General features: G+C 73.7%; 25 protein-coding genes and 1 pseudogene. 13 read left to right on the top strand and 13 right to left on the bottom strand.

Features of this window, described 5'->3' with window-relative positions:
* Positions 1 to 7 precede the first annotated feature (7 nt).
* Positions 8 to 466 carry a hypothetical protein gene (locus AC5RWQ_RS19980; RefSeq protein ID WP_494284223.1) on the bottom strand — a complete coding sequence of 153 codons (459 nt, stop codon included), beginning with the start codon at positions 464 to 466 and terminating at the stop codon, positions 8 to 10.
* Between the two features lie 191 nt (positions 467 to 657).
* On the opposite strand from AC5RWQ_RS19980, the gene corA reads away from it, so the two are divergent.
* From corA to AC5RWQ_RS19965, 3 genes are all read left to right on the top strand, one after another.
* Positions 658 to 1,773 carry a magnesium/cobalt transporter CorA gene (gene corA / locus AC5RWQ_RS19975; protein WP_494284222.1) on the top strand — a complete coding sequence of 372 codons (1,116 nt, stop codon included), beginning with the start codon at positions 658 to 660 and terminating at the stop codon, positions 1,771 to 1,773.
* Positions 1,774 to 1,825: 52 nt separating this feature from the next.
* Positions 1,826 to 2,353: a GNAT family N-acetyltransferase gene (locus AC5RWQ_RS19970; protein WP_494284221.1), complete on the top strand. Its 528-nt coding sequence runs from the start codon at positions 1,826 to 1,828 to the stop codon at positions 2,351 to 2,353.
* A 137-nt stretch (positions 2,354 to 2,490) separates the two neighbouring features.
* A complete protein-coding gene (locus AC5RWQ_RS19965) occupies positions 2,491 to 3,954 on the top strand; it encodes an SDR family NAD(P)-dependent oxidoreductase (RefSeq protein WP_494284220.1) in 1,464 nt (487 codons plus the stop codon).
* Positions 3,955 to 4,018: 64 nt separating this feature from the next.
* Here AC5RWQ_RS19965 and AC5RWQ_RS19960 read toward each other — a convergent pair whose 3' ends face one another.
* The 5 genes from AC5RWQ_RS19960 to AC5RWQ_RS19940 all read right to left on the bottom strand — a co-directional run bounded on the left by AC5RWQ_RS19960 (position 4,019) and on the right by AC5RWQ_RS19940 (position 6,823).
* The gene (locus AC5RWQ_RS19960) at positions 4,019 to 4,141 is read right to left on the bottom strand and encodes a 50S ribosomal protein L36 (RefSeq protein WP_494284219.1); all 123 of its coding nucleotides are present in this window, start codon (positions 4,139 to 4,141) and stop codon (positions 4,019 to 4,021) included.
* Entirely contained in the window at positions 4,138 to 4,644 is a 507-nt protein-coding gene (locus AC5RWQ_RS19955) for a ribosomal maturation YjgA family protein (RefSeq protein WP_494284218.1), read from the bottom strand. Before AC5RWQ_RS19955 ends, AC5RWQ_RS19960 begins: the two co-directional genes overlap by 4 nt.
* A gap of 66 nt (positions 4,645 to 4,710) precedes the next feature.
* Positions 4,711 to 5,082, bottom strand: a complete 372-nt coding sequence (locus AC5RWQ_RS19950) for a hypothetical protein (protein WP_494284217.1) — start codon at positions 5,080 to 5,082, stop codon at positions 4,711 to 4,713.
* 44 nt (positions 5,083 to 5,126) lie between these two features.
* Entirely contained in the window at positions 5,127 to 6,314 is a 1,188-nt protein-coding gene (dinB, locus tag AC5RWQ_RS19945; RefSeq protein ID WP_494284216.1) for a DNA polymerase IV, read from the bottom strand.
* Between the two features lie 71 nt (positions 6,315 to 6,385).
* On the bottom strand, positions 6,386 to 6,823 hold the full coding sequence (locus AC5RWQ_RS19940; protein ID WP_494284215.1) for an SRPBCC family protein: 438 nt from the start codon (positions 6,821 to 6,823) through the stop codon (positions 6,386 to 6,388).
* 171 nt (positions 6,824 to 6,994) lie between these two features.
* Here AC5RWQ_RS19940 and AC5RWQ_RS19935 point away from each other — a divergent pair, with 171 nt between their 5' ends.
* Positions 6,995 to 8,287, top strand: a complete 1,293-nt coding sequence (locus AC5RWQ_RS19935; RefSeq protein ID WP_494284214.1) for an FUSC family protein — start codon at positions 6,995 to 6,997, stop codon at positions 8,285 to 8,287.
* A gap of 12 nt (positions 8,288 to 8,299) precedes the next feature.
* Here AC5RWQ_RS19935 and AC5RWQ_RS19930 read toward each other — a convergent pair whose 3' ends face one another.
* Both AC5RWQ_RS19930 and AC5RWQ_RS19925 read right to left on the bottom strand, forming a co-directional pair.
* Entirely contained in the window at positions 8,300 to 9,874 is a 1,575-nt protein-coding gene (locus tag AC5RWQ_RS19930; protein WP_494284213.1) for a glutamate synthase-related protein, read from the bottom strand.
* Positions 9,875 to 9,913: 39 nt separating this feature from the next.
* Complete coding sequence (locus AC5RWQ_RS19925; RefSeq protein WP_494284212.1) at positions 9,914 to 10,393, bottom strand: VOC family protein; 480 nt, start codon at positions 10,391 to 10,393, stop codon at positions 9,914 to 9,916.
* A gap of 63 nt (positions 10,394 to 10,456) precedes the next feature.
* Here AC5RWQ_RS19925 and AC5RWQ_RS19920 point away from each other — a divergent pair, with 63 nt between their 5' ends.
* Positions 10,457 to 10,918, top strand: a complete 462-nt coding sequence (locus AC5RWQ_RS19920) for a hypothetical protein (protein ID WP_494284211.1) — start codon at positions 10,457 to 10,459, stop codon at positions 10,916 to 10,918.
* 56 nt (positions 10,919 to 10,974) lie between these two features.
* Here the strand turns inward: AC5RWQ_RS19920 and AC5RWQ_RS19915 are convergent, their stop codons facing one another.
* Entirely contained in the window at positions 10,975 to 12,108 is a 1,134-nt protein-coding gene (locus tag AC5RWQ_RS19915) for a peptidoglycan recognition protein family protein (protein ID WP_494284210.1), read from the bottom strand.
* 214 nt (positions 12,109 to 12,322) lie between these two features.
* On the opposite strand from AC5RWQ_RS19915, the gene AC5RWQ_RS19910 reads away from it, so the two are divergent.
* Positions 12,323 to 13,417 (top strand): NYN domain-containing protein, encoded by a 1,095-nt coding sequence (locus tag AC5RWQ_RS19910; protein WP_494284209.1) that lies wholly within the window; start codon positions 12,323 to 12,325, stop codon positions 13,415 to 13,417.
* 68 nt (positions 13,418 to 13,485) lie between these two features.
* Here the strand turns inward: AC5RWQ_RS19910 and pip are convergent, their stop codons facing one another.
* Positions 13,486 to 14,445: a prolyl aminopeptidase gene (pip, locus tag AC5RWQ_RS19905; RefSeq protein ID WP_494284208.1), complete on the bottom strand. Its 960-nt coding sequence runs from the start codon at positions 14,443 to 14,445 to the stop codon at positions 13,486 to 13,488.
* A gap of 51 nt (positions 14,446 to 14,496) precedes the next feature.
* Between pip and AC5RWQ_RS19900 the strand changes: the two genes are divergently transcribed.
* Both AC5RWQ_RS19900 and AC5RWQ_RS19895 read left to right on the top strand, forming a co-directional pair.
* Positions 14,497 to 14,994 carry a MarR family winged helix-turn-helix transcriptional regulator gene (locus tag AC5RWQ_RS19900; protein ID WP_494284207.1) on the top strand — a complete coding sequence of 166 codons (498 nt, stop codon included), beginning with the start codon at positions 14,497 to 14,499 and terminating at the stop codon, positions 14,992 to 14,994.
* A gap of 79 nt (positions 14,995 to 15,073) precedes the next feature.
* Positions 15,074 to 15,706: a glyoxalase gene (locus tag AC5RWQ_RS19895; RefSeq protein WP_494284206.1), complete on the top strand. Its 633-nt coding sequence runs from the start codon at positions 15,074 to 15,076 to the stop codon at positions 15,704 to 15,706.
* 174 nt (positions 15,707 to 15,880) lie between these two features.
* Here AC5RWQ_RS19895 and AC5RWQ_RS19890 read toward each other — a convergent pair whose 3' ends face one another.
* Positions 15,881 to 16,342 carry an HIT family protein gene (locus AC5RWQ_RS19890; protein WP_494284205.1) on the bottom strand — a complete coding sequence of 154 codons (462 nt, stop codon included), beginning with the start codon at positions 16,340 to 16,342 and terminating at the stop codon, positions 15,881 to 15,883.
* A 188-nt stretch (positions 16,343 to 16,530) separates the two neighbouring features.
* On the opposite strand from AC5RWQ_RS19890, the gene AC5RWQ_RS19885 reads away from it, so the two are divergent.
* The gene (locus AC5RWQ_RS19885; protein WP_494284204.1) at positions 16,531 to 17,400 is read left to right on the top strand and encodes a slipin family protein; all 870 of its coding nucleotides are present in this window, start codon (positions 16,531 to 16,533) and stop codon (positions 17,398 to 17,400) included.
* Positions 17,401 to 17,442: 42 nt separating this feature from the next.
* On the opposite strand, the gene AC5RWQ_RS19880 is transcribed toward AC5RWQ_RS19885, so the two are convergent.
* Both AC5RWQ_RS19880 and AC5RWQ_RS19875 read right to left on the bottom strand, forming a co-directional pair.
* The gene (locus AC5RWQ_RS19880; RefSeq protein WP_494284203.1) at positions 17,443 to 18,027 is read right to left on the bottom strand and encodes a TetR/AcrR family transcriptional regulator; all 585 of its coding nucleotides are present in this window, start codon (positions 18,025 to 18,027) and stop codon (positions 17,443 to 17,445) included.
* A gap of 119 nt (positions 18,028 to 18,146) precedes the next feature.
* Positions 18,147 to 18,614: an LIC_13387 family protein gene (locus AC5RWQ_RS19875; protein ID WP_494284202.1), complete on the bottom strand. Its 468-nt coding sequence runs from the start codon at positions 18,612 to 18,614 to the stop codon at positions 18,147 to 18,149.
* Positions 18,615 to 18,836: 222 nt separating this feature from the next.
* Here AC5RWQ_RS19875 and AC5RWQ_RS19870 point away from each other — a divergent pair, with 222 nt between their 5' ends.
* The 4 genes and pseudogenes from AC5RWQ_RS19870 to AC5RWQ_RS19855 all read left to right on the top strand — a co-directional run bounded on the left by AC5RWQ_RS19870 (position 18,837) and on the right by AC5RWQ_RS19855 (position 23,938).
* Positions 18,837 to 20,495: a serine/threonine-protein kinase gene (locus AC5RWQ_RS19870; RefSeq protein ID WP_494284201.1), complete on the top strand. Its 1,659-nt coding sequence runs from the start codon at positions 18,837 to 18,839 to the stop codon at positions 20,493 to 20,495.
* A 16-nt stretch (positions 20,496 to 20,511) separates the two neighbouring features.
* Positions 20,512 to 21,333 carry a hypothetical protein gene (locus AC5RWQ_RS19865; RefSeq protein WP_494284200.1) on the top strand — a complete coding sequence of 274 codons (822 nt, stop codon included), beginning with the start codon at positions 20,512 to 20,514 and terminating at the stop codon, positions 21,331 to 21,333.
* Positions 21,334 to 21,405: 72 nt separating this feature from the next.
* A pseudogene (locus tag AC5RWQ_RS19860) lies at positions 21,406 to 22,149 on the top strand (mechanosensitive ion channel family protein); the annotation flags it as partial.
* Positions 22,150 to 22,636: 487 nt separating this feature from the next.
* A complete protein-coding gene (locus AC5RWQ_RS19855) occupies positions 22,637 to 23,938 on the top strand; it encodes an MFS transporter (RefSeq protein WP_494284311.1) in 1,302 nt (433 codons plus the stop codon).
* Positions 23,939 to 23,943: the final 5 nt, after the last annotated feature.

Here is a 23,943-nt window from a genome sequence, read left to right as displayed (position 1 = left end):
CTGCGGATCACGCGGGCCGCTCCGCTCGGCGGCGGACCGTCGAGAGGAGACGGCGCGTGCTCAGCGCATGCCCACCGGTGGAGATGACGAGCCGTCGGTAGAGGCCGCCGGCCGGGCCGGGAAACGCGGCGCGAGTCTCCGCGCGGAGCCGCGCGCGGCCGGCATCGAGCTGGTCGATGCGGAAGATCAGCGCGTAGGACGAGAAGCGGTGCCGGCCGACGAGGACCAGCTCCCGCCCCGGCGCCGCGGCCACCACCCGGAACCCGGGAAAGGTGGAACCCTCGGCGGGAGGCCGCGGCCCGGCCGCCGCGCTGTCGGCGCACCCCACCAGCCTCGCGTAGCCGGCGGCCGGGCGATGGGAGAAGGAACCGTCCAGCGTCTCGCCCAGGGCGCGCCAGATGGTCTCCGTTCCCGCCGCGATGACCGTGGCGTGCTCGTCCAGATACGGCAACGAGTCGTGCTGCATCCAACACCTCCCCGGAGCACCGGCCGCGGTGGTGCGGCCGTACCGTCATCCTCTCCGACGGCCCGGCCAACCGGACACCCGGCGGGTGCCGGTCATCGGCCGGGTTTCACCCCTGCGGTACGGGGGATCCGGCGGCGACGGACCGCGCGGTACGGCGGTGCGGCGTCGGTGTGACGACCTCCGGGAGGACGATGGGCGACGACCGGTGGCCCTCCGGCGGTGGCTTCGGCCGTCGCCTCGACGAGCACGAGCCCGGCGCGCGGGACGACCGGCGCGAACCGGCCGGGCGCGGGCTGGTCGACAACGCCGTCTACACCCACGGCCGCCGCCACGCCTCCCCGGCCACCCTCGGCGACACCTACCGTTGCCTGCAGGAACTCGACCACGCGATGGCCTGGATCGGGCTCTACCGGCCCAGCACCGGCCAGATCCTCTCGCTGGCCAGGGAGTTCCAGTTGCACGAACTGGCGGTGGAGGACGCCATCAACGCCCACCAGCGGCCCAAGCTGGAGCGCTACGGCAGCACCCTGTTCGTGGTGCTGCGCGCCGCCCAGTATCTCGACGACCGGGAGGCGGTCGAGTTCAGCGAACTGCACCTGTTCATCGGCCCCGGTTTCGTGATCACCGTCCGGCACGGCGAGACCCCCGACCTGGTGGCGACCCGCCGCCGGCTGGAGGCCGACCCGCAGGCGCTCGCCCTCGGCCCCGAGGCGGTCCTCTACGCCGTCCTCGACCGGGTCGTCGACGGGTACGCCCCGGTCGTCGCCGGGTTGGAGAACGACATCGACGAGATCGAGACCGAGGTCTTCGGCGGCGATCCCAACGCCAGCCGCCGCATCTACGAGCTCAGCCGCGAGGTCATCCACTTCCAGCGCGCCGCCCGCCCGCTGCTGAAGGTGCTCGACGCCCTCACCGGCGGCTTCGAGACCCACCGGACCGACGAGGAGCTGCGCCGCCGCCTGCGCGACGTCGCCGACCACCTCACCCAGGTGGTGGAACGCGTCGACGGTTTCCGGCATCTGCTGCAGAACATCCTCACCGTCAACGCCACCCTCGTCACCCGGGCGCAGAACGAGGAGATGCGCACCCTCACCGCCGCCAGCTACGCCCAGAACGAGGAACTCAAGAAGGTGTCCTCGTGGGCGGCGATCCTGTTCGCGCCCACCCTGATCGGCACGGTCTACGGGATGAACTTCGCGCACCTGCCGGAATTGAACTGGCGGTACGGTTACCCCTTCGCCCTGACCCTGATGGCCGTGGTCTGCGGCACGCTCTACCTGGTCTTCAAGCGTCGCGGCTGGCTCTGAGCAAAGCTCTGGACGCCCCAACTATGATCATGGAAACGGACGAGGGGCGGCCATGAACGCGTGGGGCAACCTGGTGAAGCTGCGGGCGATGGAGCCGTCCGACGCCGAGGCGCTGTGGCGGTGGAACCACGACCCGGACGTGATGCGCTGGATGGACGCGGGCCACCCCCAGCACCTGACCGTGGTCCGGACGTGGCTGGAGCAGCGGCCCCGCAACGACTACGGCGACGTGCTCTTCGGCGTCGAGGTGCTGCACGACGCGCAGCTCATCGGGCTGGTGCGGCTGCACGGCGCCGAGCCGGAGACGGGCATCGCCGACCTCGACATCTACCTGGGGGAGAAGGAGTACTGGGGCCGGGGGTTCGCCACCGACGCGGTGCGGACGGTGTGCCGCTACGGCTTCGACCGGATGCGCCTGCACAAGATCACGCTGACCGTGGTCGACGGGAACGAGGCCGCCCGGCACGTCTACCGCAAGGTGGGGTTCGTCGACGAGGGCCGGCTGCGTCAGGTCTTCCGCCGCGACGGGCAGTGGCAGGACAAGTTCGCCATGGGACTGCTGGAGGGCGAGCTGCGCTGAGCCGCCGGTGAGCGCGACGGTGGGCCAGCTCACCGCCCCTGGCGTGCGGGGGCGTCGCACCGGTCGCCGCCCGGTGCGTACAGTTCCCGGGTCGGGTCGGGCGTCGACCCCGGGGACGAGGGCGAGACGGTAGCGGCATGACGGTGGACAACGTCGCAGGAACGGGCACGGACGCGGACGTCGTGGGCATCGACGAGGAGCAGCTGGCGACCTGCCTGCGGGTCTTCGAGGCGCTGGAGGAGTTGCCGACCGAGCACCCGGACGTGGTGCGGGTGCAGCGGGCCACCGCCCGGCTCTACAAGATGATCAAGCAGCGCCGGCGTGAGGAACGCCGCGACGCGGTCCTCGCCCACGACCGGGCCGTCACCGCGGCCACCGCCACCGGCGCGCCCGGCCGCATCGACGACGAGACCCAGGGCATCCCGCTCTCCACGCCCACCTCCGGCGCCACCGCCGGCACGCTGATCAACCCGCGCGGCTGCTACATCTGCAAGGCGCGCTACCGCGAGGTCGATGCGTTCTACCACCAGCTCTGCCCGACCTGCGCGGCGACCAACCGGGAGCGCCGCGACGCCCGTACCGACCTGACCGGCCGGCGGGCGCTGCTCACCGGCGGTCGCGCCAAGATCGGCATGTACATCGCACTGCGGCTGCTGCGCGACGGCGCCCACACCACCATCACCACCCGGTTCCCGCACGACGCCGTCCGCCGGTTCACCGCGATGCCGGACAGCGCCGACTGGCTGCACCGGCTGCGGGTCGTCGGGATCGACCTGCGCGACCCCGCCCAGGTGGTGGCCCTCGCCGACTCGGTTGCCGCGCAGGGCCCGCTGGACATCCTCATCAACAACGCCGCGCAGACCGTCCGGCGCAGCCCCCAGGCGTACGCCCACCTGGTCGCCGCCGAGTCCGCGGCGCTGCCCGAGGGGCCGCTGCCGGAGCTGCTCACCTTCACCGGCGGCCGGGCCGTCGCGGCGGCGGCCCTGCCCGACGCGGGCTCGCCCGTGATCACCCCGCACGCCCTGACCGCGCTCGCGTTGACCGGCCGGTCCGCGACGCCGGAGCGGATCGCGGCCGCAACCGCCGTGGACGCGGGCGGCCTCGCGCCCGACCTGGCCCCGGTCAACAGCTGGGTGCAGCGGGTGCACGAGGTCGACCCGGTCGAGCTGCTCGAAGTCCAGCTGTGCAACGTGACGGCCCCGTTCGTACTGGTCAGCCGGCTGCGGCCGGCGATGGCCGCCGCCCCCACCGGGCGCGCGTACGTGGTGAACGTTTCCGCGATGGAGGGGCAGTTCGGCCGGGGCTACAAGGGTGCCGGCCACCCGCACACCAACATGGCCAAGGCCGCGCTGAACATGCTCACCCGTACCAGCGCCGAGGACATGCGCGCCGACGGGATCCTGATGACCAGCGTCGACACCGGCTGGATCACCGACGAGCGGCCGCACCCGACCAAGATGCGCCTCGCCGATGAGGGCTTCCACGCGCCACTGGACCTGGTCGACGGCGCCGCCCGGGTGTACGACCCGATCGTGCGCGGGGAGCGCGGCGAGGAGCTCTACGGCTGCTTCCTCAAGGATTACGCCCCCTGCGCCTGGTGAGGCGCCCCCCGGTGTGACGGCGGCCGGGTCCACCGCCGGCCGTCGTCGTCGGCTGCGGGCGGCGTCAGCCCTGCCGGGCCTTCTGGCGCCGGTCCGCCTTGTTGATCACGAAGACCTTGCCGCGCCGGCGCACCACGATCGAGTTCATCTTGCGCTTCAACCCACGCAACGAGTTCCTGACCTTCATCGCACGCACCCCTTCCGGCTCGTGTGCGGTCCCGCCCGACCATCGGCAGGCCCATCCGGGCCACCATCCCTGCGACCGTGACGCTGCGTACCCGGCGGGAAAACGGTCATGCGTCGGAATGCGCCCCGGCGGCGCAGCAGCTCGTGCGCCATGACGAGCGGCACCACCCCGACCGGATACCAGGCCAGGTCCACCGGATCGAACCGCACGCCCAGCGCCAGCCGGGCCGCCAGGCTGCGCGCCGACAGCTCCGCCGGCACCCCGGTCAGCTGCGCGCACTCCACCGCCCAGCAGAACGCCACCGCGACCACCCCGACCGGCAGCGGCGCCAGCCGCGGCCACAGGAAGAGCACCGCCGCCCACACCATCGACGCGTACAGCGCGGTACCCGAGTACTGGCGCAGGGCGCCGTCGTCGACGACCCGGATGAGCAGCGCCACGGCCAGGAAGAGCGCCGCCGCCGGCGGCATGAGCAGGCGCACGGTCCTCGGCGTGAACGACATTCCGGCGATCCTAGGGCAACCACGGCGCCACGACGGCCCGCGCGGGCGGCCGGTCGACGTGCCTCCCTAGGCGACCCGGGGGACCGGCAGGATCGGCAGCGCGCCGCGGTGGGCCGTACCCGAGATGTCGCCGGTCTGGTCGACGGCCGGCGCTGGCGGCGCGGCCCGGCCCCCGACGGCGACCGTCGCGCCCGGCCCGCCGACGGTCGGGAGCGGCGCGGGCGGTGCGGCCGACGCCTCGATCTCGGCCAGCAGGGTCCGCAGCGTGGCCACGTCGCCGACCGCCATCCGGAAGGAGCCCCGGCAGGTCGTGCCGTGCCACAGGGACACCACCACCGCCCCGCGCTCCGGGTGGTAGCTGACCCGCATCGTCCGGTCGTCGCCCCGGGTGTCGGTGAACAGGTCACCGAAGCCGGGCATCGGCAGCACCTCTCCCATCGATCCAGCATGCCCCACCGAGGGCGGGGCCGGAAGGCCGCGACTCAGTCCGGCAGGCGGGGCATCTCCAGCCCCGGGTCGCGGCCGAGCAGCGTGGCCCGGGTCAGCGCCCCCGACCCGAACCGGTCCCGGACCGCGTCCACCGCCGCGTCGAGCTCCGCGCCCGGGTGGGGGGTGAACGGCAGTTCCGGCTGCACGGGCGAGTCGTCGAGGTTGCCCACCGACACGCCGACCAGCGTCACGCCCCGCCGGTCGATCTCCGGCAACGCCGCCCGCAGCAGCGCGCGAACCGCGTCGAGCAGGACACCGGTCTGCGCGGTCGCCTTACCCAGGGTGCGCGAGCGGGTGGCCCCGGTGTAGTCGGCGAAGCGCAGCCGCAGCACCACCGTCCGGCCGGACCGGTCGGCCGCCCGCATCCGCCGGGCCACCCGGTCCACCAGCCCGGACAGGACGGCGTCCAGATCGGCCGCCGACCGGGGCTCCCGGCCCAGCGCGTGCTGGGCGCCCATCGAGGAGCGGCGCCGGCCCACCTGCACCGGCCGGGGGTCACGGTTGTGGGCCAGGGCGTGCAGGTGCCGACCGGTGCCGGCGCCCAGCAGCGAGACCAGCGCCGGCTCGTCGAGCCGGGCCACCTGGCCGACGGTGCGGATGCCGCGCTCCCGCAGCCGCGCCGCCGTGACCGGCCCGACTCCCCAGAGCCGCTCCACCGGCAGCGGATGCAGGAACGCCAACTCGCCGTCGGGTGGCACCAGCAGAAGCCCGTCCGGCTTGGCCACCCCGCTGGCCACCTTCGCCAGGAACTTCGTCCGGGCCACCCCCACGGTGATCGGCAGGCCGACCCGGTCGCGGACCTCCCGGCGCAGCCGCGCCGCGATCTCCGGCGGCGGGCCGACCAGCCGGCGCAGGCCGCCCACGTCGAGGAACGCCTCGTCGATGGAGAGCCCCTCGACCAGGGGAGTGGTCCCCCGGAAGATGTCGAAGACCGCCCGGCTGGCCGCCGTGTACGCCGCCATCCTCGGCGGCACCACCACCGCGTCCGGGCAGAGCCGGCGGGCCTGCCGCCCACCCATCGCGCTGCGCACTCCGTACGCCTTGGCCTCGTAGCTGCACGCGAGCACCACCCCGCCGCCGACGATCACCGGCCGGCCGCGCAGCCGGGGATCGTCCCGCTGCTCGACCGAGGCGTAGAAGGCGTCCAGGTCGGCGTGCAGGATGGTGGCGTCACTCGACACGAACACATGTTCGCATGGCGGCCGCGTTCCCCGCGATGACCTGCCCGGACGGCCCCCTGCCGGCCGGGGCCTCACCCCTCCAACAGCGCCTTCAGCGTGGCCAGGTCCTTGCGGTTTGCCCGGCGCATCGCCGCCGCCAGCATCGGGGCGGCCACCGCGGCGAACCCGCTCGGCTCACCCCGGTTGCGCAGGATCATCCGGGTCCGCCCGGCCCCCTGCGGCTCCCAGCGGTAGGTCGTCTCCATCGGGAAGGGCCCCTCGGCGGTCCGCATCACCAGGCGCTCCCCGGGCACCAGCTCGACGATCTCGTACGTGTAGGCCAACCGCCGGCCGAGGAAGTGCGCGACGAACGAGAGCCGGGACCCGACGCGCAGCGGCGGGGGCGTCAGCCACTCGACCGACTCGATGTTCACGTACCAGGTGGGTGCCTTGGCCGGATCGCCCGCGTAGGCGGCCACCTGGTCGACCGGCCGGTCGACCAGCACCTCCGTCACCACGTCCACCGCCACGCGGTTCTCCCGTCAGGTCGGGGCCGATGTCCGGTTCCGGTCGACGTCTCGTCCGGACGCCCCCATTCTGGTCGGCGGTCGCCGTCGGCGCCGACTTTCCCGGCCCCGCCGGGCAGGGACGATTCACCCGCCACCGGTCGGGTACCCGCCGCCATGGCCGAGGAGCGCCCGGTGGACACCGTCAGGTCGCCGCTGGACGACATCGCCGCGCGCGGCGGGCAGGCGGTCGACCGGGCACGGCGTTCCGGCGGGCACGCCGGCCGGGTCCGGGTGCGCCAGCTGGAGCTCACCATGGTGATCGCCGTGCAGGCCGGGCTGGCCGCGGCACTCGCCGCCCTGATCGCTCAGCGCCTGCTCGGCCCCGGCGCGCACGTCTTCGCCCCGGCCGCCGCCGTCGGTACGATCGCCACCGCCATCGGGCAGCGGGCCCGCCGGACCTTCGAACTGCTCGCCGGCGTCGGGCTCGGCATCGTCATCGGGGACCTGCTGCGCTTCCTGCTCGGCGCCGGTCCCTGGCAGACCGGGCTGGTCGTCGCGTTGGCGATCGCGACGGCGCTGGTGGTCGCCGGGCGGGGTGGGGCCCTGGTCGGCCAGGCGGGCGGTACGGCGGTGCTGATCTCCACCCTGGCGCCGATGCAACGCAACCTGGAGCTGCCCCGGATCTTCGACGCGCTGGTCGGCGCCGCGGTCGGCATGGTGGTGGTGGCCGTGCTGCTGCCGATCAACCCGCTGCGGGTACTGGACCGGGCCGCCGCGCCGATCTTCGCCACGGTGACCGACCAGTTGCGCGCGGTCGCCAAGGCCCTGTCCGACCGGGACGCCGACGCTGCGGTCCGGGCCCTGGAGGCGATGCGTGGGCTGGACGACGACGTCGGCCGGCTGCACGAGTCGCTCAGCGGCGCCGAGGAGGTGGTCACCATCGCCCCGGTCCGCTGGCACCGGCGGGCCCAGTACCACCGGTACGCCACGGGCACCCAACACCTCGAACGGCTCATCCTCTACGGCCGGTCGGTGGCCCGCCGCTCGGCCACCGCCCTGCAGTACGGCGAGCCGATCCCGGCGCCGCTGCCGCAGGCCGTCGACCGGCTCGCCGACGCCGTCGCCGAGTTGCGCCGCGAGTGCCAGGGCGGCGAGGAGCCGCAGCGGACCCGCCAGCGGGGCCTGGAGAGCGCCACCCTGGCCGGCCGGGCGTGGGCGGAGGGTGTGGGGTCCTTCGGCGACGGGGTGGTCACCGACCTGCGCACCGCCGACAGCGAGCTGCTCCGGGCGACCGGCTGCGAACCTGACGCCGCCAACCGGCTGGTGCGGCACGCCGCCGGCGCGGGGGCGGCCGAGGTCCGCCCGCCGGTTCACCACCAGATGACCCGGCCCGTCACCCGGGCGCGCACCGGGCGAGCCCGGCGTCACCGCCGCTGGGCGGACCGCCGCCGTACCGAACGGTCCGCGGGTCCCCGGTCGCGGTGACCCCCGGCGTGTTCAGCCCTGCGCGGTGGCCGACGGCGGCGCGCTGCCGCCCCGGGGCGCCTCCCCGGTCATCAGCGCGACGATCGCCGCCCGGTCGGCCGCCGACGGCAGGCCCCACTCGGGCCGGTAGCCGTACACCTCGCGCAGCGGGACGGAGGCGGTGCGGCCGTCCAGGATCTCCACCGAGTCGGTGTCGATCAGCCCGGGGTGCTCCACGCCGCACGCCTCGGCGACCTTCACCAGGTCGCGCCGCAGGGTGGAGACGTAGTTGGCGGCCCGCACCGACTTCAGGGTCGGGTCCAGACCGCGGGCCAGCCATGGGTTCTGGGTGGCGACGCCGGTCGGGCAGGTGTCGGTGTGGCACTTCTGCGCCTGGATGCAGCCGATCGCCAGCATCGCCTCCCGGCCCACGTTCACCATGTCGCAGCCGAGCGCGAACGCCACGATGGCGTTGTCCGGCAGGCCGAGCTTGCCGGCGCCCACGAAGAGGGTCTGCTCGTGCAGGCCCTTCTCGGCGAAGGTCCGGTAGACCCGGGCGAAGCCCTGCTGGAACGGCAGCGACACCGAGTCGGTGAAGATCAGCGGCGCGGCGCCGGTGCCGCCCTCGCCGCCGTCGATGGTCACGAAGTCCACGCCCCGGCCGGTGTCGCGCATCAGCGTGGTCAGCTCGTCCCAGAACCCCAGGTCGCCCACGGCGGACTTGATGCCCACCGGCAGGCCGGTCTCGGCGGCGAGCAGCTCCACCCAGTCCAGCAGGCTGTCGCAGTCGGAGAACTCGGCGTGCCGGGACGGGCTGACGCAGTCCTGGCCCTGCGGGATGCCCCGGGTCGCCGCGATCTCCGCCGACACCTTCGCCCCGGGCAGCAGCCCGCCGAGGCTCGGCTTGGCGCCCTGGCTGAGCTTCACCTCCAGCGCCCGCACCGGCGCGCCGGCCACCAGGTCCCTGAGTCGGGGCAGACTGAACCGGCCCCGCTCGTCCCGGCAGCCGAAGTACGCCGTCCCCAGTTGGAAGACCAGGTCACCGCCGTTGCGGTGGTACGGCGACAGCCCGCCCTCGCCGGTGTTCTGCAGGCAGCCCGCCAGCGCGGCGCCCCGGTTCAGGGCGGTGACGGCGTTGCCGGACAGCGAGCCGAAGCTCATCCCGGAGATGTTGACGACCGACTCCGGGCGGAAGGCCCCCCGGCGTCCCCGCGGGCCGCCGAGCACCTTCGCCGCCGGCAGCCGCACGTCGTGCCCCGCCGTCGGCGCCGACGGCGGCACGGTCCGGGCGAACGTGCGGTGCTTGATGATCGGGTAGCCGTGGGTGCGCTCGATGTCGTTGTCCGTGCCGAAGCCGAAGTAGTTGTTCTCCTGCTTCGCCGAGGCGTAGATCCAGCGCCGCTGGTCGCGGGTGAACGGCCGCTCCTCGTCGTTGCCGGCCACGATGTACTGCCGCAGCTCCGGCCCGATCGCCTCCAACACGTAGCGGGCGCGCCCGATCAGGGGGAAGTTGCGCCGCAGCGCGTGGTCACGTTGCAGGACGTCGCGCGCGGCCAGACCGGCGACGGCGGCGGCGACGACGGGTACGGCTCGACGGGCCCACTTCATGCCCGCCACACTCCCCGGCGCGGCCGCTCGCCAAACGACCTACATCTGCGCCTGGGTGATGTTGACCATCCAGGGGACGCCGAACCGGTCCTCGCACTGGCCGAACTCGTCGCCCCACACCTGCTTCTCCAACGGCATCTGCACGATCCCGCCCGAGGAGAGCTGCTCCCAGTAGCCGCGCAGCTCATCGTCGTTGCCGCTGAGGCTGATCGTGTTGCCGTTGCCGCGCCGCAGCTCCATCCCCGGCGGCATGTCCGAGGCCATCAGCACGTAGCCGCTGGGGGTGCGGAGCAGGGCGTGCATGATCTGGTCCGCGAACGCGGGATCCTCGGTGCCGAACTCGCGGAACGTGTTCAGCGTCAGATCGCCGCCGAAGACCTGCTGGTAGAACTCCATCGCCTCGCGCGCATTACCGGCGAAGTTCAGGTACGGGTTGAGCTGCGACGCCACGACATCCTCCTTGAGGTCGACGACCAGCGCCATCGTCGCACCGCGCCCGGCCGCTACGGCGTCATACACGCCGGTGACACCGCCCGACCGGCCTGTCGCGCTAGCCTGAGGCGTCGCGGAGGGAGCACCGCCATGGCCGACCGTCATCGGACCCTTGCCCGGCTCGACGCCCTGGTCGGGAGGTGGACGGTGCAGCCGCAGGTGGACGGCCTGGGCCCGGCGTGGACCGAGTTCGCCTGGGCCGAGGGGGGCCTGTTCCTGCGCCAGTTCACCGACGCCGATCCGCCGCCGGGCACCGCGCCACGGGCGTGGCGGGAGAACGCGCCGTTCCCCGTCACCGCGCTGGTCGGGCTCGACGACACGGCGAACGACTTCACCATGCTCTACGCCGACGGGCGCGGCGTGCACCGGGTCTACCGGATGACCTTCGACGCCGGCAGCTGGCGGCTGTGGCGCGAGGCGCCCGGCTTCCACCAGCGCTTCTTCGGCACGATGAGCGCCGACGGCGCCACCATCGACGCCCGGTGGGAACGGTCCGCCGACGGACGGCAGTGGGATCTCGACTTCGCCCTCAGCTACCGCCGGGACGGCTGACCCCGCGGGCGGAGGCCGTGGTCCCGGTATCGGCACCGGGACCACAGCCGCGCCGCTCACTCCTCGCGGAAGGACTGCCGGACCACCCCGCCGACCAGGGCGCACCAGGTGCTCGTGCTGACCTTGCCGCTGTCCGGCAGGCCGTGCAGTTCCTGGACGTCCTGGACGGCCAGCTTGGTCGCGTGGTCGTACTCGCCGGTGACGGCGACGTCGGTGTAGCCCTTCCAGTTGAGGATGAACTGCACCGCCTGGACCGGCAGGCCGGTCGCGTCCTTCTCCAGCTCCGGCGCGAGGGTTTCCCAGGTCGGACCGGTGATGGTGGCGTCGATGTCGACCGGGATGCCGTTGCGGTACTGCCAGTCCTGCACCGCCGCCACGGTGGCCGGGTCGAAGGCGCTGTTCGGGGTGACGGCGTAGCCCCGGTAGGCGAGCAGGTACTGGGCGACCCGGACGGCGGGGGAGCCGACGAAGCGCCACAGGTCGGGCCAGCGGCGGGCCGGCACGTCGGCCAGGTCGGTGCCGAGCTTCCGGAACACCCGCCGGCGCACGGCGGGGAAGAGCCGGTAGAAGGCCGCACCGGGGCATGCGGTGGTGCGGAAGTCCCAGTGGCCGAAGATGTCGTGGGCGTGCAGGCCGTACTGCCGGCAGACGGTGACGCAGAGCTTGACCAGCGAGTCGAGCAGCTCCTCGGGCGGCGTCTCGGTGACGTAGGTGCCCTCGTTCTCGATGCCGATCGACCGGCCGTTCTCGCCGGGACAGTGCGCCGAGATCATCTGCCGGTCGCCGGCCTGGAGCCGCTCCAGGCTGCCGTGCCGTCCCTCCAGGACGTAGCCGCCGCGGCTGACCGTGAAGTGCTGCCCGGTGTCGGACCAGCCGTTGCCGTCCATGTGCAGGTTCTGGCAGTCGCGGGCCAGTTTGATCGCCTGCGCCTCGGAGTAGTCGGTGACGTTCGGGAACGCCATGTGGTGCACGATGATCTTGTTGGTGGCGATCGCGCTGATCGACAGCGGGTCGGCCGGCGGCCGGGCGCCCCACTCGTCGCAGCTGAGGATCCAGTCGAGGTCCGCGCCGGGGTCGGCGTGCGCGGCGGCCGGGAGGGCCAGTTCGGACCCGACGACCGCGACGGTGGCCGCGCCCAGGCCGGCCCGCAGCAGGGTACGACGGTCGAGTGCAGAGTGGTCGACGTGCATGTCATCTCCTCGGCGGGCCGGTCGGCCCCGGAAGCGGTGTGAAAAGTAGCTCCATGACGCGCGTGTGAGGTGGAGGATATTGCCATCAACGGCCGGTGCGCTAGAGGGATGTGTCGATCCGTTCGGATGCCGGGGCCGCGCCCGCCGTCCACCTGCCCGAGTCGCTCCCGCAGCCGTACCGAATCGGCAGGTCGACGGGCGTAGGCTGAGCCGCGTGGATCAAGAAGACCGGATCGCGCTGTTCCTCGACTACGAGAACCTGGCGCTGGGGGCACGCGAACACCTGGGCGGCATGGCCTTCGACCTGCGTCCGATCGCCGACGCGCTCGCCGAGCGGGGCCGGGTCGTGGTGCGCCGGGCGTACGCCGACTGGTCGTACTTCGACGAGGACCGCCGGATGCTCACCCGGTCGCACGTCGAGCTGATCGAGATGCCCCAGCGGATGGGCGCCTCCCGCAAGAACGCCGCCGACATCAAGATGGCCGTGGACGCGGTGGAGCTGGCCTTCGAGCGCACCTACATCTCGACGTTCGTGATCTGCACCGGCGACAGTGACTTCACCCCGCTGGTGCACAAGCTCCGCGAGCTCAACAAGCGGGTCATCGGTGTGGGCGTGGAGAATTCCACCTCCGCGCTGCTGCCCCCGGCGTGCGACGAATTCCTGTACTACGACCGCCTCGAAGGCGTCGAGGTGCCGCCCGCCCGCAGCCGGCGTGGCCGGCCGGCCCGGCTGCCCAGCCCCGAGCCGCAGCCGCAGCCGCAACCGGTGGCGCCGGAGCCGGAGCCCGAAGCCCAGCCGGTGGTCGAGGAGCGGGCACGCGACGTCGACACCCTCGCCGTCCTGGTCGCCCAGACCGTGGCCGGTCTCCAGGGCAGTTCCAGCGACGAGGTGACCGCCTCCCGGCTCAAGCGCACCCTGCTGCGCAAGGACCCGACGTTCAGCGAGTCCGACTACGGGTTCCGCACCTTCGGTGAACTCCTGCGCCACCTCGCCGGGCGTAACGTGGTCGAGCTGTCCGAGGGCCCCGCCAAGGGCGACCCGGAGGTGTCGCTGCCCGAGCACGGCGACCGCGAGGTGGCGTTCGCGCTGCTGCACTCGGTGGTGCTGGAGCTGGCCGGGACCGACGGGTCGGTGGCCCTGTCCGGACTGAAGAACCAGCTCCGCCGGGCCCGCCCGGACTTCAGCGAGAAGAAGCTCGGCTACCGAGGCTTCCTCCAGTTCTGCAAGGCCGCCGCGACCAGCGGCGTGGTCGACCTGCGGTGGAGCGCGGACGCCGACGACTACCTGCTCACTGCGCCGCCCGCCTGACCGGTCGCCGCGGCCCGCCGTCGGTGTGGTGCCCACCGGCGGCGGCGCGGCCGTGCCGTGCTCCGCCGTCAGCCGGCGGCGAAGCGGTCCAGCGCGGCCACGACGAGCCGGCGGCTCTCGTCAGTACCGAGGTGGCCCGCCTCCTCCACCACGATCAGCTCCGAGTCGGGCCAGGCCGCGTGCAGCTGCCAGGCGGTGTCCAGCGGGCCGCCCAGGTCGAGCCGGCCGTGCACGAGCACCCCGGGGATGCCGGTCAGCCGGTGCGCGTCGCGCAGCAGTTGACCCTCCGCCAGCCACGCGCCGTGGGCGAAGTAGTGCGAGCAGATCCGGACCATCGCGGTACGGGCGGTCGACGGCCGGTCCCCGTACGGGTTGGTGGCGCCCTTCGTCTCGTTCGACACCACCGCGTCCTCCCAGACGCACCAGTCGGTGACGGCCCGGTCCCGCACCACCGGGTCCGGGTCGTTCACCAGCCGGGCGTACGCCCCGACCACGTCGCCGTCGCGGGGCGTGCCGGGCGCGCCGGCCAGGAAGCGGTCCCACTGCTCGGGGTAGAACCGGCCCACGCCCCGGTAGAGCCAGTCGATCTCGAACCGGCGGGTGGTGGTGACCGCGTTGATGACGATCTCGGAGACCCGCTCGGGGTGCCGCTGCGCGTACGCCAGGATCAGCGTCGAGCCCCACGAGCCGCCGTGCAGCAGCCAGCGGTCGACGCCCAGGTGCGCGCGCAGCCGTTCCATGTCGGCGATCAGGTGGTCGGTGGTGTTGTGCCGCAGGTCGACGGCCGGGTCGCTGGCGTGCGGGGTGCTCCGTCCACAGTTGCGCTGGTCGAACAGGATCACCCGGTAGCGCTCCGGGTCGAAGAGCCGGCGCGTCCCGGGCCCGCAGCCGGAACCCGGACCACCGTGGACCACCAGCGCCGGCTTGCCGTCGGGATTGCCGCAGGCCTCCCAGTACACGGCGTTGCCGTCGCCCACGTCCAGCATGCCGTGGTCGTACGGCTCGATTGGCGGATAGCGCTCGTCCACGTGCGGACCTCCCCGGGAAGCAGATACAACAGCGCTGTTATATTACGTCACGTGCCCGACCGTACCCCCGGCCCCGAACTGCTCGGCACCCGGCTGCGCCACCTGCTGGAGCTGCTCGACGGCGACGTCGCCGCCGTCTACGCCGACCTCGGCCTGCCCGGCTTCCGCCCGCGGTACACCCCGATCGTCCGGACGCTGGCCCACACCGGCCCGGCCGCCATCCGCGACCTGGCCCGCGCCACCGGAGTGACCCACTCGGCGGCCAGCCAGACCGTCAACCAGATGGCCCGCGACGGGCTCGTCACCCTCCGCCCCGGGGCCGACGCCCGGCAGCGCATCGTCCACCTCACGGGCCGGGCCGAGTCGCTGCTGCCCGTCCTGGACGCCGAGTCGGCGGCCACCACCGAGGCCGCCGCCCGGTTCGAGGCCGAGCTGCCGTACCCGTTGAGCCGCCTCGTCGACGAGGCGCTGGCGGTCCTCGGGCGGCGGTCGATGCGCGAGCGCATCGCCGACGTGGCACCCGATCTGGTCACCCGCCGCGCCACCTGACCCTTCCCGTCCGGATACGAGTCTGGAGGAGACCGGTCAGGAATCAAGAAGCACCGGTCAGCGAGCCGCACATAGCGTGATGGCCATGGCAACCATCGAATCCGTCACCCTCGACGTGGCCGACCCCACTGCCGCCCACCGCTTCTACAGCGCCGCCTTCGGTCTGGAGAACCAGATACGCCTGCGGGCCTCGGAGGCACCGACGACCGGCTTCCGCGGGTTCACGCTGGCGCTCACGGTGTCCCAGCCGGCCACCGTCAACGGCCTCATCGGCGCTGCTCTGGATGCCGGTGCGACGCCGCTGAAGCCCGCCGCGAAGTCGCTCTGGGGCTACGGCGGTGTCGTACAGGCCCCGGACGGGACGATCTGGAAGGTCGCCACCTCGGCGAAGAAGGACACCGGCCCGGCCACCCGGCAGATCGACGAGATCGTGCTCCTGCTCGGGGTCGCGGACGTGGCCGCGAGCAAGCGGTTCTACGTCGAGCGCGGCCTTGCCGTGGCGAAGAGCTTTGCCCGCATGTACGTCGAGTTCGCTGCTGAGTCGAGTCCCGTCAAGCTGGCGCTGTACCGGCACCGTGCCCTTGCCAAGGAGGTCGGCGTCGCTCCCGCCGGCACCGGATCGCACCGGCTCACGATCGGCGGCGATGCCGGGCCCTTCACCGACCCGGACGGGTTCGCCTGGGAGGCCGCATCGCTGGCACCCACGCCCTGACGTGCCACCGCCGCCTGCCCTACCTGGCCGCCGATGACGGCCTCCGGGTGAGCCGATTGATGACCGAGCGGGAGGCGAACGAGCTGCAGGGACGCGCCGTCATGCGCGACGGCCGCTGGCTCGGCTGACCGCCTGGCGGCGGCACGACAATCACCGCCGGCCCCACACCGACACCTAGTCGATGAGGTACCGGGTGATGGCGGCCCGCAACTCGTCGTGCTTCCCGCTCAGCGCCGTGGCGGGATCCCGCCAGTGGGATGCCGGGTACAGCCAGACGGGCTTACCGACGATTTCCGGCGGCTCCCAGTCGTACCTCGGCCAGATGTGCGCGTGCAGAAAGGGATCGGTGTTGCCGAGGATCTCCAGATTGACCCGGCGGAAGGCCGGGTCCGCGTCGCCGCAGGCCCGCTCGACCGCCTCGCCCAACCGGTCCATGCTCTCGAGGTACGCAAGACGCCTCGCCCTGGGCAGATCGGTGAGCCGCTGCACCTCCGGATCGTCCGCGAGCAGCACGCAGTAGCCTGGCAGCCACTGGACGTCGCCGATCACCGCGAAGCCGCCGGGGAGGCGGGCCAGGACGGTCGGGTTCTCCCCGCGTAGGGCCGCGCCGATCCGGTCACGTCGCCAATCGATCATGAAGCACATGATGCCCTACGCCGGTCTGGCGTGGCTCCCATGATGCGCCTGCCTGCCGGGGTCAGCGGATCACCGGGAGGCCGTACACGGACCGGGTCACCTCGTTCGGGTGAGATCGCAGGAATGGCCCACCCCGGACCGGGTAAGCGCGGCGCCGGGAGGCGGAGAGCCTCCGGGATCGAGGGGTCATGGGAGCCGCCGCCGGATTCGTCGGCCTGGTCATCGTCGTCGTGGTCGTGGTCCTGCTGCTGTCGCTGAGCGTACGGCTGGTGCAGCAGTACCAGCGGGGCATCGTGTTCCGCTTCGGCCGGGTGCTGGAGCGGGTCCGGGGGCCCGGCCTGCACCTGATCGTGCCGATCGCCGACCGGATGGTCCGGGTCAGCCTGCAGACCACGGTGATCGGGGTGCCCGCGCAGGGCGCGATCACCCGGGACAACGTCACCCTCACCGTCGACGCGGTCGTCTACTACCGGGTGGTCGACCCGGTGAAGGCGCTGGTCAACGTCCGCGACTACCCGTCCGCGGTGCTCCAGGTCGCGCAGACCGCCCTGCGTTCGGTGATCGGCAAGGCCGACCTGGACACGCTGCTCGGCGACCGGGACCGGATCAACACCGAACTGAAGCAGGTCATTGACGCCCCGACGGAGAAGCCGTGGGGGCTGCTCATCGAGCGGGTCGAGGTCAAGGACGTGTCCCTGCCCGAGGGGATGAAGCGGTCGATGTCCCGGCAGGCCGAGGCGGAACGGGAACGCCGGGCCCGGGTGATCGCCGCCGACGGCGAGTTCCAGGCGTCCCGCCGGCTCGCCGACGCCTCCCGCGCGATGGCCGACACGCCCGGGGCGTACCAGCTGCGGCTGCTGCAGACCGTGGTGGACGTGGCCGCGGAGAAGAACAGCACCCTGGTCATGCCCTTCCCGGTGGAGTTGCTGCGGTTCTTCGACGAGCTGGCCCGGCCGGCCCGGGAGGCCGGTGGCGCGGTCGGGCCCATCGGGGAGCCGGCCGGTGGGCCGGAGGCGGTGCCGAGCGGCGACGGCCACCGCCGGGAGGAACACCGCTGACGCCGCTCGGCACCGGTGGCGGCGGGTCGCCGGCCGGTGCGGTCAGTCCGCGCGGGTGATCGCGCCGAGCACGCTGTCCAGGTACGCCGACCGGTCGGCTCGGCCGTCGGGGACCAGTTCGGGCATCCGAACCAGCAGCTGCAGGTGCCCGACATGGGTGCTGTACGCCAGCAGCGCCCTGCGGGCCGCCTCGTCCTGCGCGAAGCCAAGGCCGGCGAAGAGTGCCTGGAGATAGTCGACGCGTCGGCGTACCACCCGGCGCACGGTCGGGGCGACCAGCGGGTCGTCGGCGGCGGCGAACAGGTTGACCTCGGCCCGGGCGGGCATCCGATCGGCGGTGCCGGTGGTGCTGGCGAAGAGCCGGCGCAGCGCGGTGGCCGGGTCCTCCGGGGTGCCGAGCGCCTCGATGACGGCCTCGGTGTGCTCCCGTTCCCACAGCGCGAGCGCGGCGGTGACCAGCGCGTCCCGGTTGGCGAAGTGCCAGTAGAAGCTGCCCTTGGTGGTGCCGAGCCGGATCGCGAGCGGCTCGACCGCCACCCCGGCCAGGCCCTGCTCACCAATCGCCTCCAGGGCCGCCCGCGCCCAGTCCTCGGCGCTGAGGCGGCGGCGTCGCCCATCCGCACCCACGGGCGTAACGTACCGTCCCGCCGTGCCGGCGCCGACGGCCCCGGCGGGGTTCGGCCGGACGGCCCGGTGGCCGGCTACGGGCCGGCGCCGCATGAGGGCGCGGCCCCGTGCCCGCGCCCTCATGCCCGCCGCCCCGTCGTCAGGGCCAGGGCGCGCAGCTGCGCCACCAGGCCCGCGCCGAAGACCACCACCGGCGGCAGCGGGAAGGCGACCACCCCGATCGCGAAGCCAGCGCCGGTCACCGCCGTGTTGAGCAGGGTCAGCGAGCGGTCCCGCTGGTACGCCTGCGGCGCCGCCCGCAGGACGAGGAGGTTCATCGCCCCGTACCCGACGAGCACCACAGCCATCGCGGCGCTGAAGCCCTGGTGCAGCGCGGCCAGATCGTGGCCGGTGCCGAGCAGGCGGACCGGGACGGCCCGCATCGCCCGATGCGCGGCGGCCTCCTCGGCCGACGTCGGGGTCAGCCGGGCGGCCGCGGTCACCGCGAGGTGAGCGGCGCCGACCAGCACGAGGCAGCCGGCCCCGAACCGGACCGCGCGGCGCAGCCGCCGGTCGATCTGTTGGGCGTCGGTGCGCGGACTGTCCACCACGGACCACCTCCATACGGATGCGTATGGACGGACGTTAACATACGGCACCGTACGGTGGAAGCCTCCGCCGGTCGTCCGGAGGGGACACCACGCGGGTACGGCGGACGAGCGGAGGCGTTGAAACAACCGTTGCGCCGATGGACCGTCCGGCCGCCGTGGCGAGAATGATCGGGTGGCCCTGACCAGAGACCGGCGCCCGTACACCGGGGAGACCGTCGCGTGACCGGCGACTGGCAGCTGTCCGGATACACCCCGGTCCGGCAGCTCGGCGCCGGCGCGTCCGGTCGCGTGCTGCTCGCCACCCACGACGCCACCGGCACCCCCGTCGCCATCAAGTACCTGACCAGCGCGGTCGGCGACGACCCGGCCTTCCGGGAGGCGTTTCGCGCGGAGGCCCGACTGCTCGTCGAGATCGACGACGCGCACGTCTCCCGGCTCTACGAGTACGCCGAGTCGCCCGCCGGCGCCGCCATCGTGATGGAACTGGTCAACGGGGTGTCGCTGCGCCAGATGCTGCGCGCCCACGGCGCCACCGAGCCCGAGGCGGCGCTCTGCGTCCTCAAGGGCTCCCTGGCCGGGCTGGCCGCCGCGCACGCCCGCGGTGTGGTGCACCGCGACTACAAGCCGGAGAACGTGCTGGTCGACGTCGAGGGGCGGAGCAAGCTCGCCGACTTCGGCATCGCCGTACCGGTCGGCACCGACTCCGGCGGATCGGTCAGCGGCACGCCCCGTTACATGGCGCCCGAGCAGTGGACCGGCGCGCCCGCCAGCCCCGCCTGCGACATCTACGCCGCCACGGCCACCTTCTTCGAGTGCCTGACCGGCCGCCCTCCGTACGACGGGCGAGACCTGATCACCCTGCGCGACCAGCACGCCCAGGCCCCGATCCCCACCGAACTGGCTCCGGCGCCCGTGCACGACCTGCTCCGGCACGGCATGGCCAAGCAGCCGGCCGAGCGCCCGGCCACGGCCGAGGTGTTCCTCGCCGAGCTGGAACGCACCGCCGCCGACGCCTTCGGCGCGGACTGGGAGGAGCGGGGCCTCGACGGGCTGGCCCGACGGGCCGCCCTGCTCGCCGCCCTGTTCCCGTTCCCCGACGGCACCGGCGGCGCCACCAGCCTGGCCAGCACGACCCTCGGCGACGGCCGGCCGCCGCCACGCCGGGGGCGGGCCCGCAGCGCGATGCTGGGGGTGGCGCTCACCGCCGCGCTGCTGGCCGGCGGGTCCGGGCTCAGCTACGCCGCCCGCCACGACGCGTCGCTCACCCTCGCCGACGGCACCGCCGCGCCCGGCGCGTCCGCCGCCACCACCCTCAGCCCGACACCGCTGACCGCCGCGCCGGCGATCACCGTGGTGCCGCCCGCGCCGGACCTGACCCCTACACCTTCGGCCACCGCCTTCGCCGCCACCGCGACGGCCGTTCCCACCACGACCGCCCCGTCCCGGTCGGCCACCGCGACGCCCACCCGGGTACGCACGCCGAGCCCGACGCCACCCGCGCCCACCAGCCCGCCCCCGCCGCCGGACGTCACCGCCCCGCAGGTCGGCAAGGTCGACGCCAGCCCCACCCTGCTCGACCCCGCGGGATGTCCGTACGGGCCGACGGCCAGCACGGTGACCGCCACCGCGGTCGACGACCGGACCGGCCCCGACGCGCTGCGGGTCAGCTTCCGGTGGACCCTCGACGGCGTCACCCGCACCGCCACCATGGACCACGTCGGGCGCGGCATCTACCAGGGCACCCTGGCCGACCTGCCCACGCCGAACTCCGGCACCCGCATTCCGATCCGGGTCGTCGCCGCCGACGCCGCCGGCAACGTCTCCACGCCGAGCGCGACCGTGTACGTGTCGCTGCTGTCCTACTGCACTCCCGGTTAGGAAGGTTGGCCCCCCGATGACCAGGCCCGACGAGCGCGGCGAACCCACAGCCCACCTGTCGCCCGGGTCGACCGACCGCACCGTACGCCTCGGCGGGCAGCCGCCGTCCCACCACAGCGACCCGGACGCCACGGTGCACCTCGCCGGCGACCCGGACGCCACGGTGCACCTCGCCAGCGACGCCGACGCCACCGTCCACCTCGCCGGGTCCGCCCCCACCCTCGCCCCGGCCGCCGTCGACCGGACGATGACGCTCGGCGTGCCGTCGCCCATGGCGGCCTCGATCCCCACCATCGCGGCGACGGGTCGGGCCGTACCCTCGGCGCCGCCGGCCGGGGGCGGCGGCGAGATGCGGTTCGGGCCCGGCGTGCCGGTGTCCCCACCCGCCGCACCGCCCTGGCCGTCGGTCCCGCCGCGTCGCCCGCGGTCGGTGTGGCGCCGGGTGACGGCGGTGCTCTCCGGACTGCTCACCCTCGTGCTCGTCGCCGCCGTCGGCTTCTGGCTCTGGCAGCGGCTCAGCCCGCTGGAGGTCACCGGGGTCGCCGTCGCCGTGCCGCGACCGGCCGGCGACGCCTGCGACGTCACCGTGGACGTGGTCGCCACCGTGCGGACCAACGGCCGCGGTGGTGTCATCGAGTACCAGTGGCTGCGCTCCGGCTCGCCGCCCGGCACGCTGCTCAGCGAGCGGGTCGGCATCGGCCAACGCACCGTGACCCTGACCCTGAAGTGGGCGTTCAGCGGCGTCGGCAGCACCACCGAGACCGCCACCCTCAACATCGTCTCGCCCGCGCCGGCCCAGGCCCGCACCGAGGTGGGCTACGCCTGCCCGCCGTCCTGACCGGGCGTTTCCCGTTCCTTCGCGCGGGGTAGGTCGGGGCCGACGACTCGACGGACAGTGTGGAGGGCCCATATGAAAGACAACTTCGGCGACGCGGTGGGTGACGCCCTCCGCGCGGTGATGCTCTTCCTGCCCAAGGCGGTCGCCTTCGTGGCGATCCTCGTGGTGGGATGGCTGGTCGCCAAGGCCGTTCTCAAGATCGTCAACAAGGTGCTGGAGCGGGTGCACTTCGACAGGGCCGTCGAGCGGGGCGGCATCAAGACCGCGCTGGCCCGCTCCCGCTATGACGCCAGCGACATCGTGGCCAAGCTGGCCTACTACGGCGTCCTGCTGGTCACCCTCCAGCTCGCCTTCGGCATCTGGGGCCCCAACCCGATCTCCGACCTGATCGCCGGGGTCATCTCCTGGCTGCCCCGGGCGTTCGTCGCGATCGTCATCGTGGTCGTCGCCGCGGCCATCGCCACCGCGGTCAAGGACATCATCAGCAGCGCCCTCGGCGGCCTCTCCTACGGCCGGGTGCTGGCCAACATCGCCTCGGTGTTCATCCTCGGGCTCGGGGTCATCGCCGCGCTCAACCAGATCGGCGTCGCCACCGCGGTGACCACCCCGGTGCTGATCGCGGTGCTGGCCACGGTGGCTGGCATCCTGGTCGTCGGTGTCGGCGGCGGACTCGTCCGGCCGATGCAGAGCCGCTGGGAGTCCTGGCTGACCCGGGCCGAGCAGGAGTCGCAGCTGATCGCCACGCACGCCCGCGCCTACCAGGCCGGCCGGCGTGACGTGCGCGCGCACCTCGCCGCCACCGGCGCCGCTGAGCCGACCCAGCCGGTGACCGGCTACGGCTCGTCCGAGCCCACCCAGCGGGTGCCGGGGGACGAGGACGCCGACCGTACCCAGGTGGTGTCCCGCTACGACGAGTCGGACCTGACCCAGCCCGTCGCCCCGTACGCCGGGGCGGACCGGACCTCGCCGACCCACCCGGTGGCGCCGTCGGCCGGCACGGTGACGCCGCCGCGGCAGGCCACCCCGGAGCACGACGCCCCGGTAGACAGCGAGACGACGATGGTCATCCCACCGACCGACGCGGACCGGTTCCGCCGCTGACCGGCACCGGCACCGAAGGGGCGGGACCCGTGCGGGTTCCGCCCCTTCGCGTACCCGCCGACGGGGTCGCCCCGACCAGCGCCGGCGACTAGCATCGGCGCCATGACCTGGCGATGTTGATCCGTAACTGAAGGCCGAAACCGCGGGCCGCCGCGGACGCCGTACGTCCCCGCGTCCGTTCCGTTCCGTGGAAAGGCCCTCCATGATCGTCGTCCCCACGCGGGTGCCCGACACCGGCGTGCGCCGCCTCGCGGCCACCCTCTACGGCTACACATTCCTCACCGACCTGGTCCTGCTCTATCCGGTCTACGCGCTGCTGTTCAGCGACACCGGACTGTCGATCGCCGAGATCTCCACGCTCTTCGTCATCTGGTCGACGGCGAGCATCCTGCTGGAGGTGCCGTCCGGGGCGTGGGCCGACGCCGTCTGCCGTCGTCTGCTGCTCTGCCTCGCACCCCTGCTCGCCGGCGCCGGCTACGCCCTCTGGGTGGTGCTCCCGTCGTACCCGGCGTTCGCCGCCGGCTTCGTCCTCTGGGGAGCCGCCGGCGCGCTCAGCTCCGGCGCGCTGGAGGCGCTGGTCTTCACCGAGCTCGACCGGCTCGGCGCCGCCGGCCGCTACGCCCGCACCATGGGTCGCGCCCGGACGGCCGGGGTGGTCGGCGTGCTCGCCTCGATCGGCCTCGCCGGGCCGGTCCTCGCCGTCGGCGGGTACCCGGCCGTCGGGGCGGCCAGCGTGCTGACCAGCCTCGCCGCCGCCGCCGTCGCCACCCGCCTGCCCGAGCACCGCGGCCCGTCCGCCCCCGCCGACCAGCCGGTCCCCGCCGGTTCGCCCGGCGCGTCCGCGTCGCCGGTCGTTGCGGGGGCCGCCGCGGACGACGGTGACGACCTCGGCTGGCTGGCGAGCCTGCGCGCCGGGCTCGCCGAGGCCCGTGCCGACCCGCGGGTACGCGCGGCGGTGCTGCTGGTGCCCGCGGTGACCGCCATCTGGGGCGCCCTCGAGGAGTACACCCCGCTGCTGGCCCGGGACACCGGCGTGCCGGGGTCGACCGTGCCGCTGCTGCTCCTGCTCATCTCGGCCGGGGTCACGCTCGGTGGCCTGCTCGCCCCGGCCGGGGAGCGCCTGGTCACCCGCGGGTACGCCGTGCTGCTGGGCGCCGCCGCGCTGGCGTTGGCCGTCGGGGCGGGCCTGCGGCATCCGGCCGGTTTCGCGCTGCTCGGCGTCGCGTTCTGTGCCCTGCAACTGGCCACGGTCCTCGCCGACGCCCGCCTCCAGGCGCGGATCACCGGACCCGGTCGGGCGACGGTCACGTCCGTGGCCGGGATGGCCACCGACCTCGCCATCATCGCGGTCTACGGCGGGTACGCCCTGGTGGCCGGGGCCGCCGGCAACGCGGTCGCCTTCGTGGCGGCGGCCCTGCCGTACCTGGGGTTGGCGCTCTGGCTGCTCATTCGGCGGCCTGCGGGGCCGGCACGGCGGACCGCTCCCGTCGGTGTCGACGGTTAGCGTGG

The organism is Micromonospora sp. BS32 (genome assembly GCF_059089345.1).
Note: the sequence above shows the minus strand (reverse complement) of the source record. Positions and strands in the feature narration are given on the sequence as shown.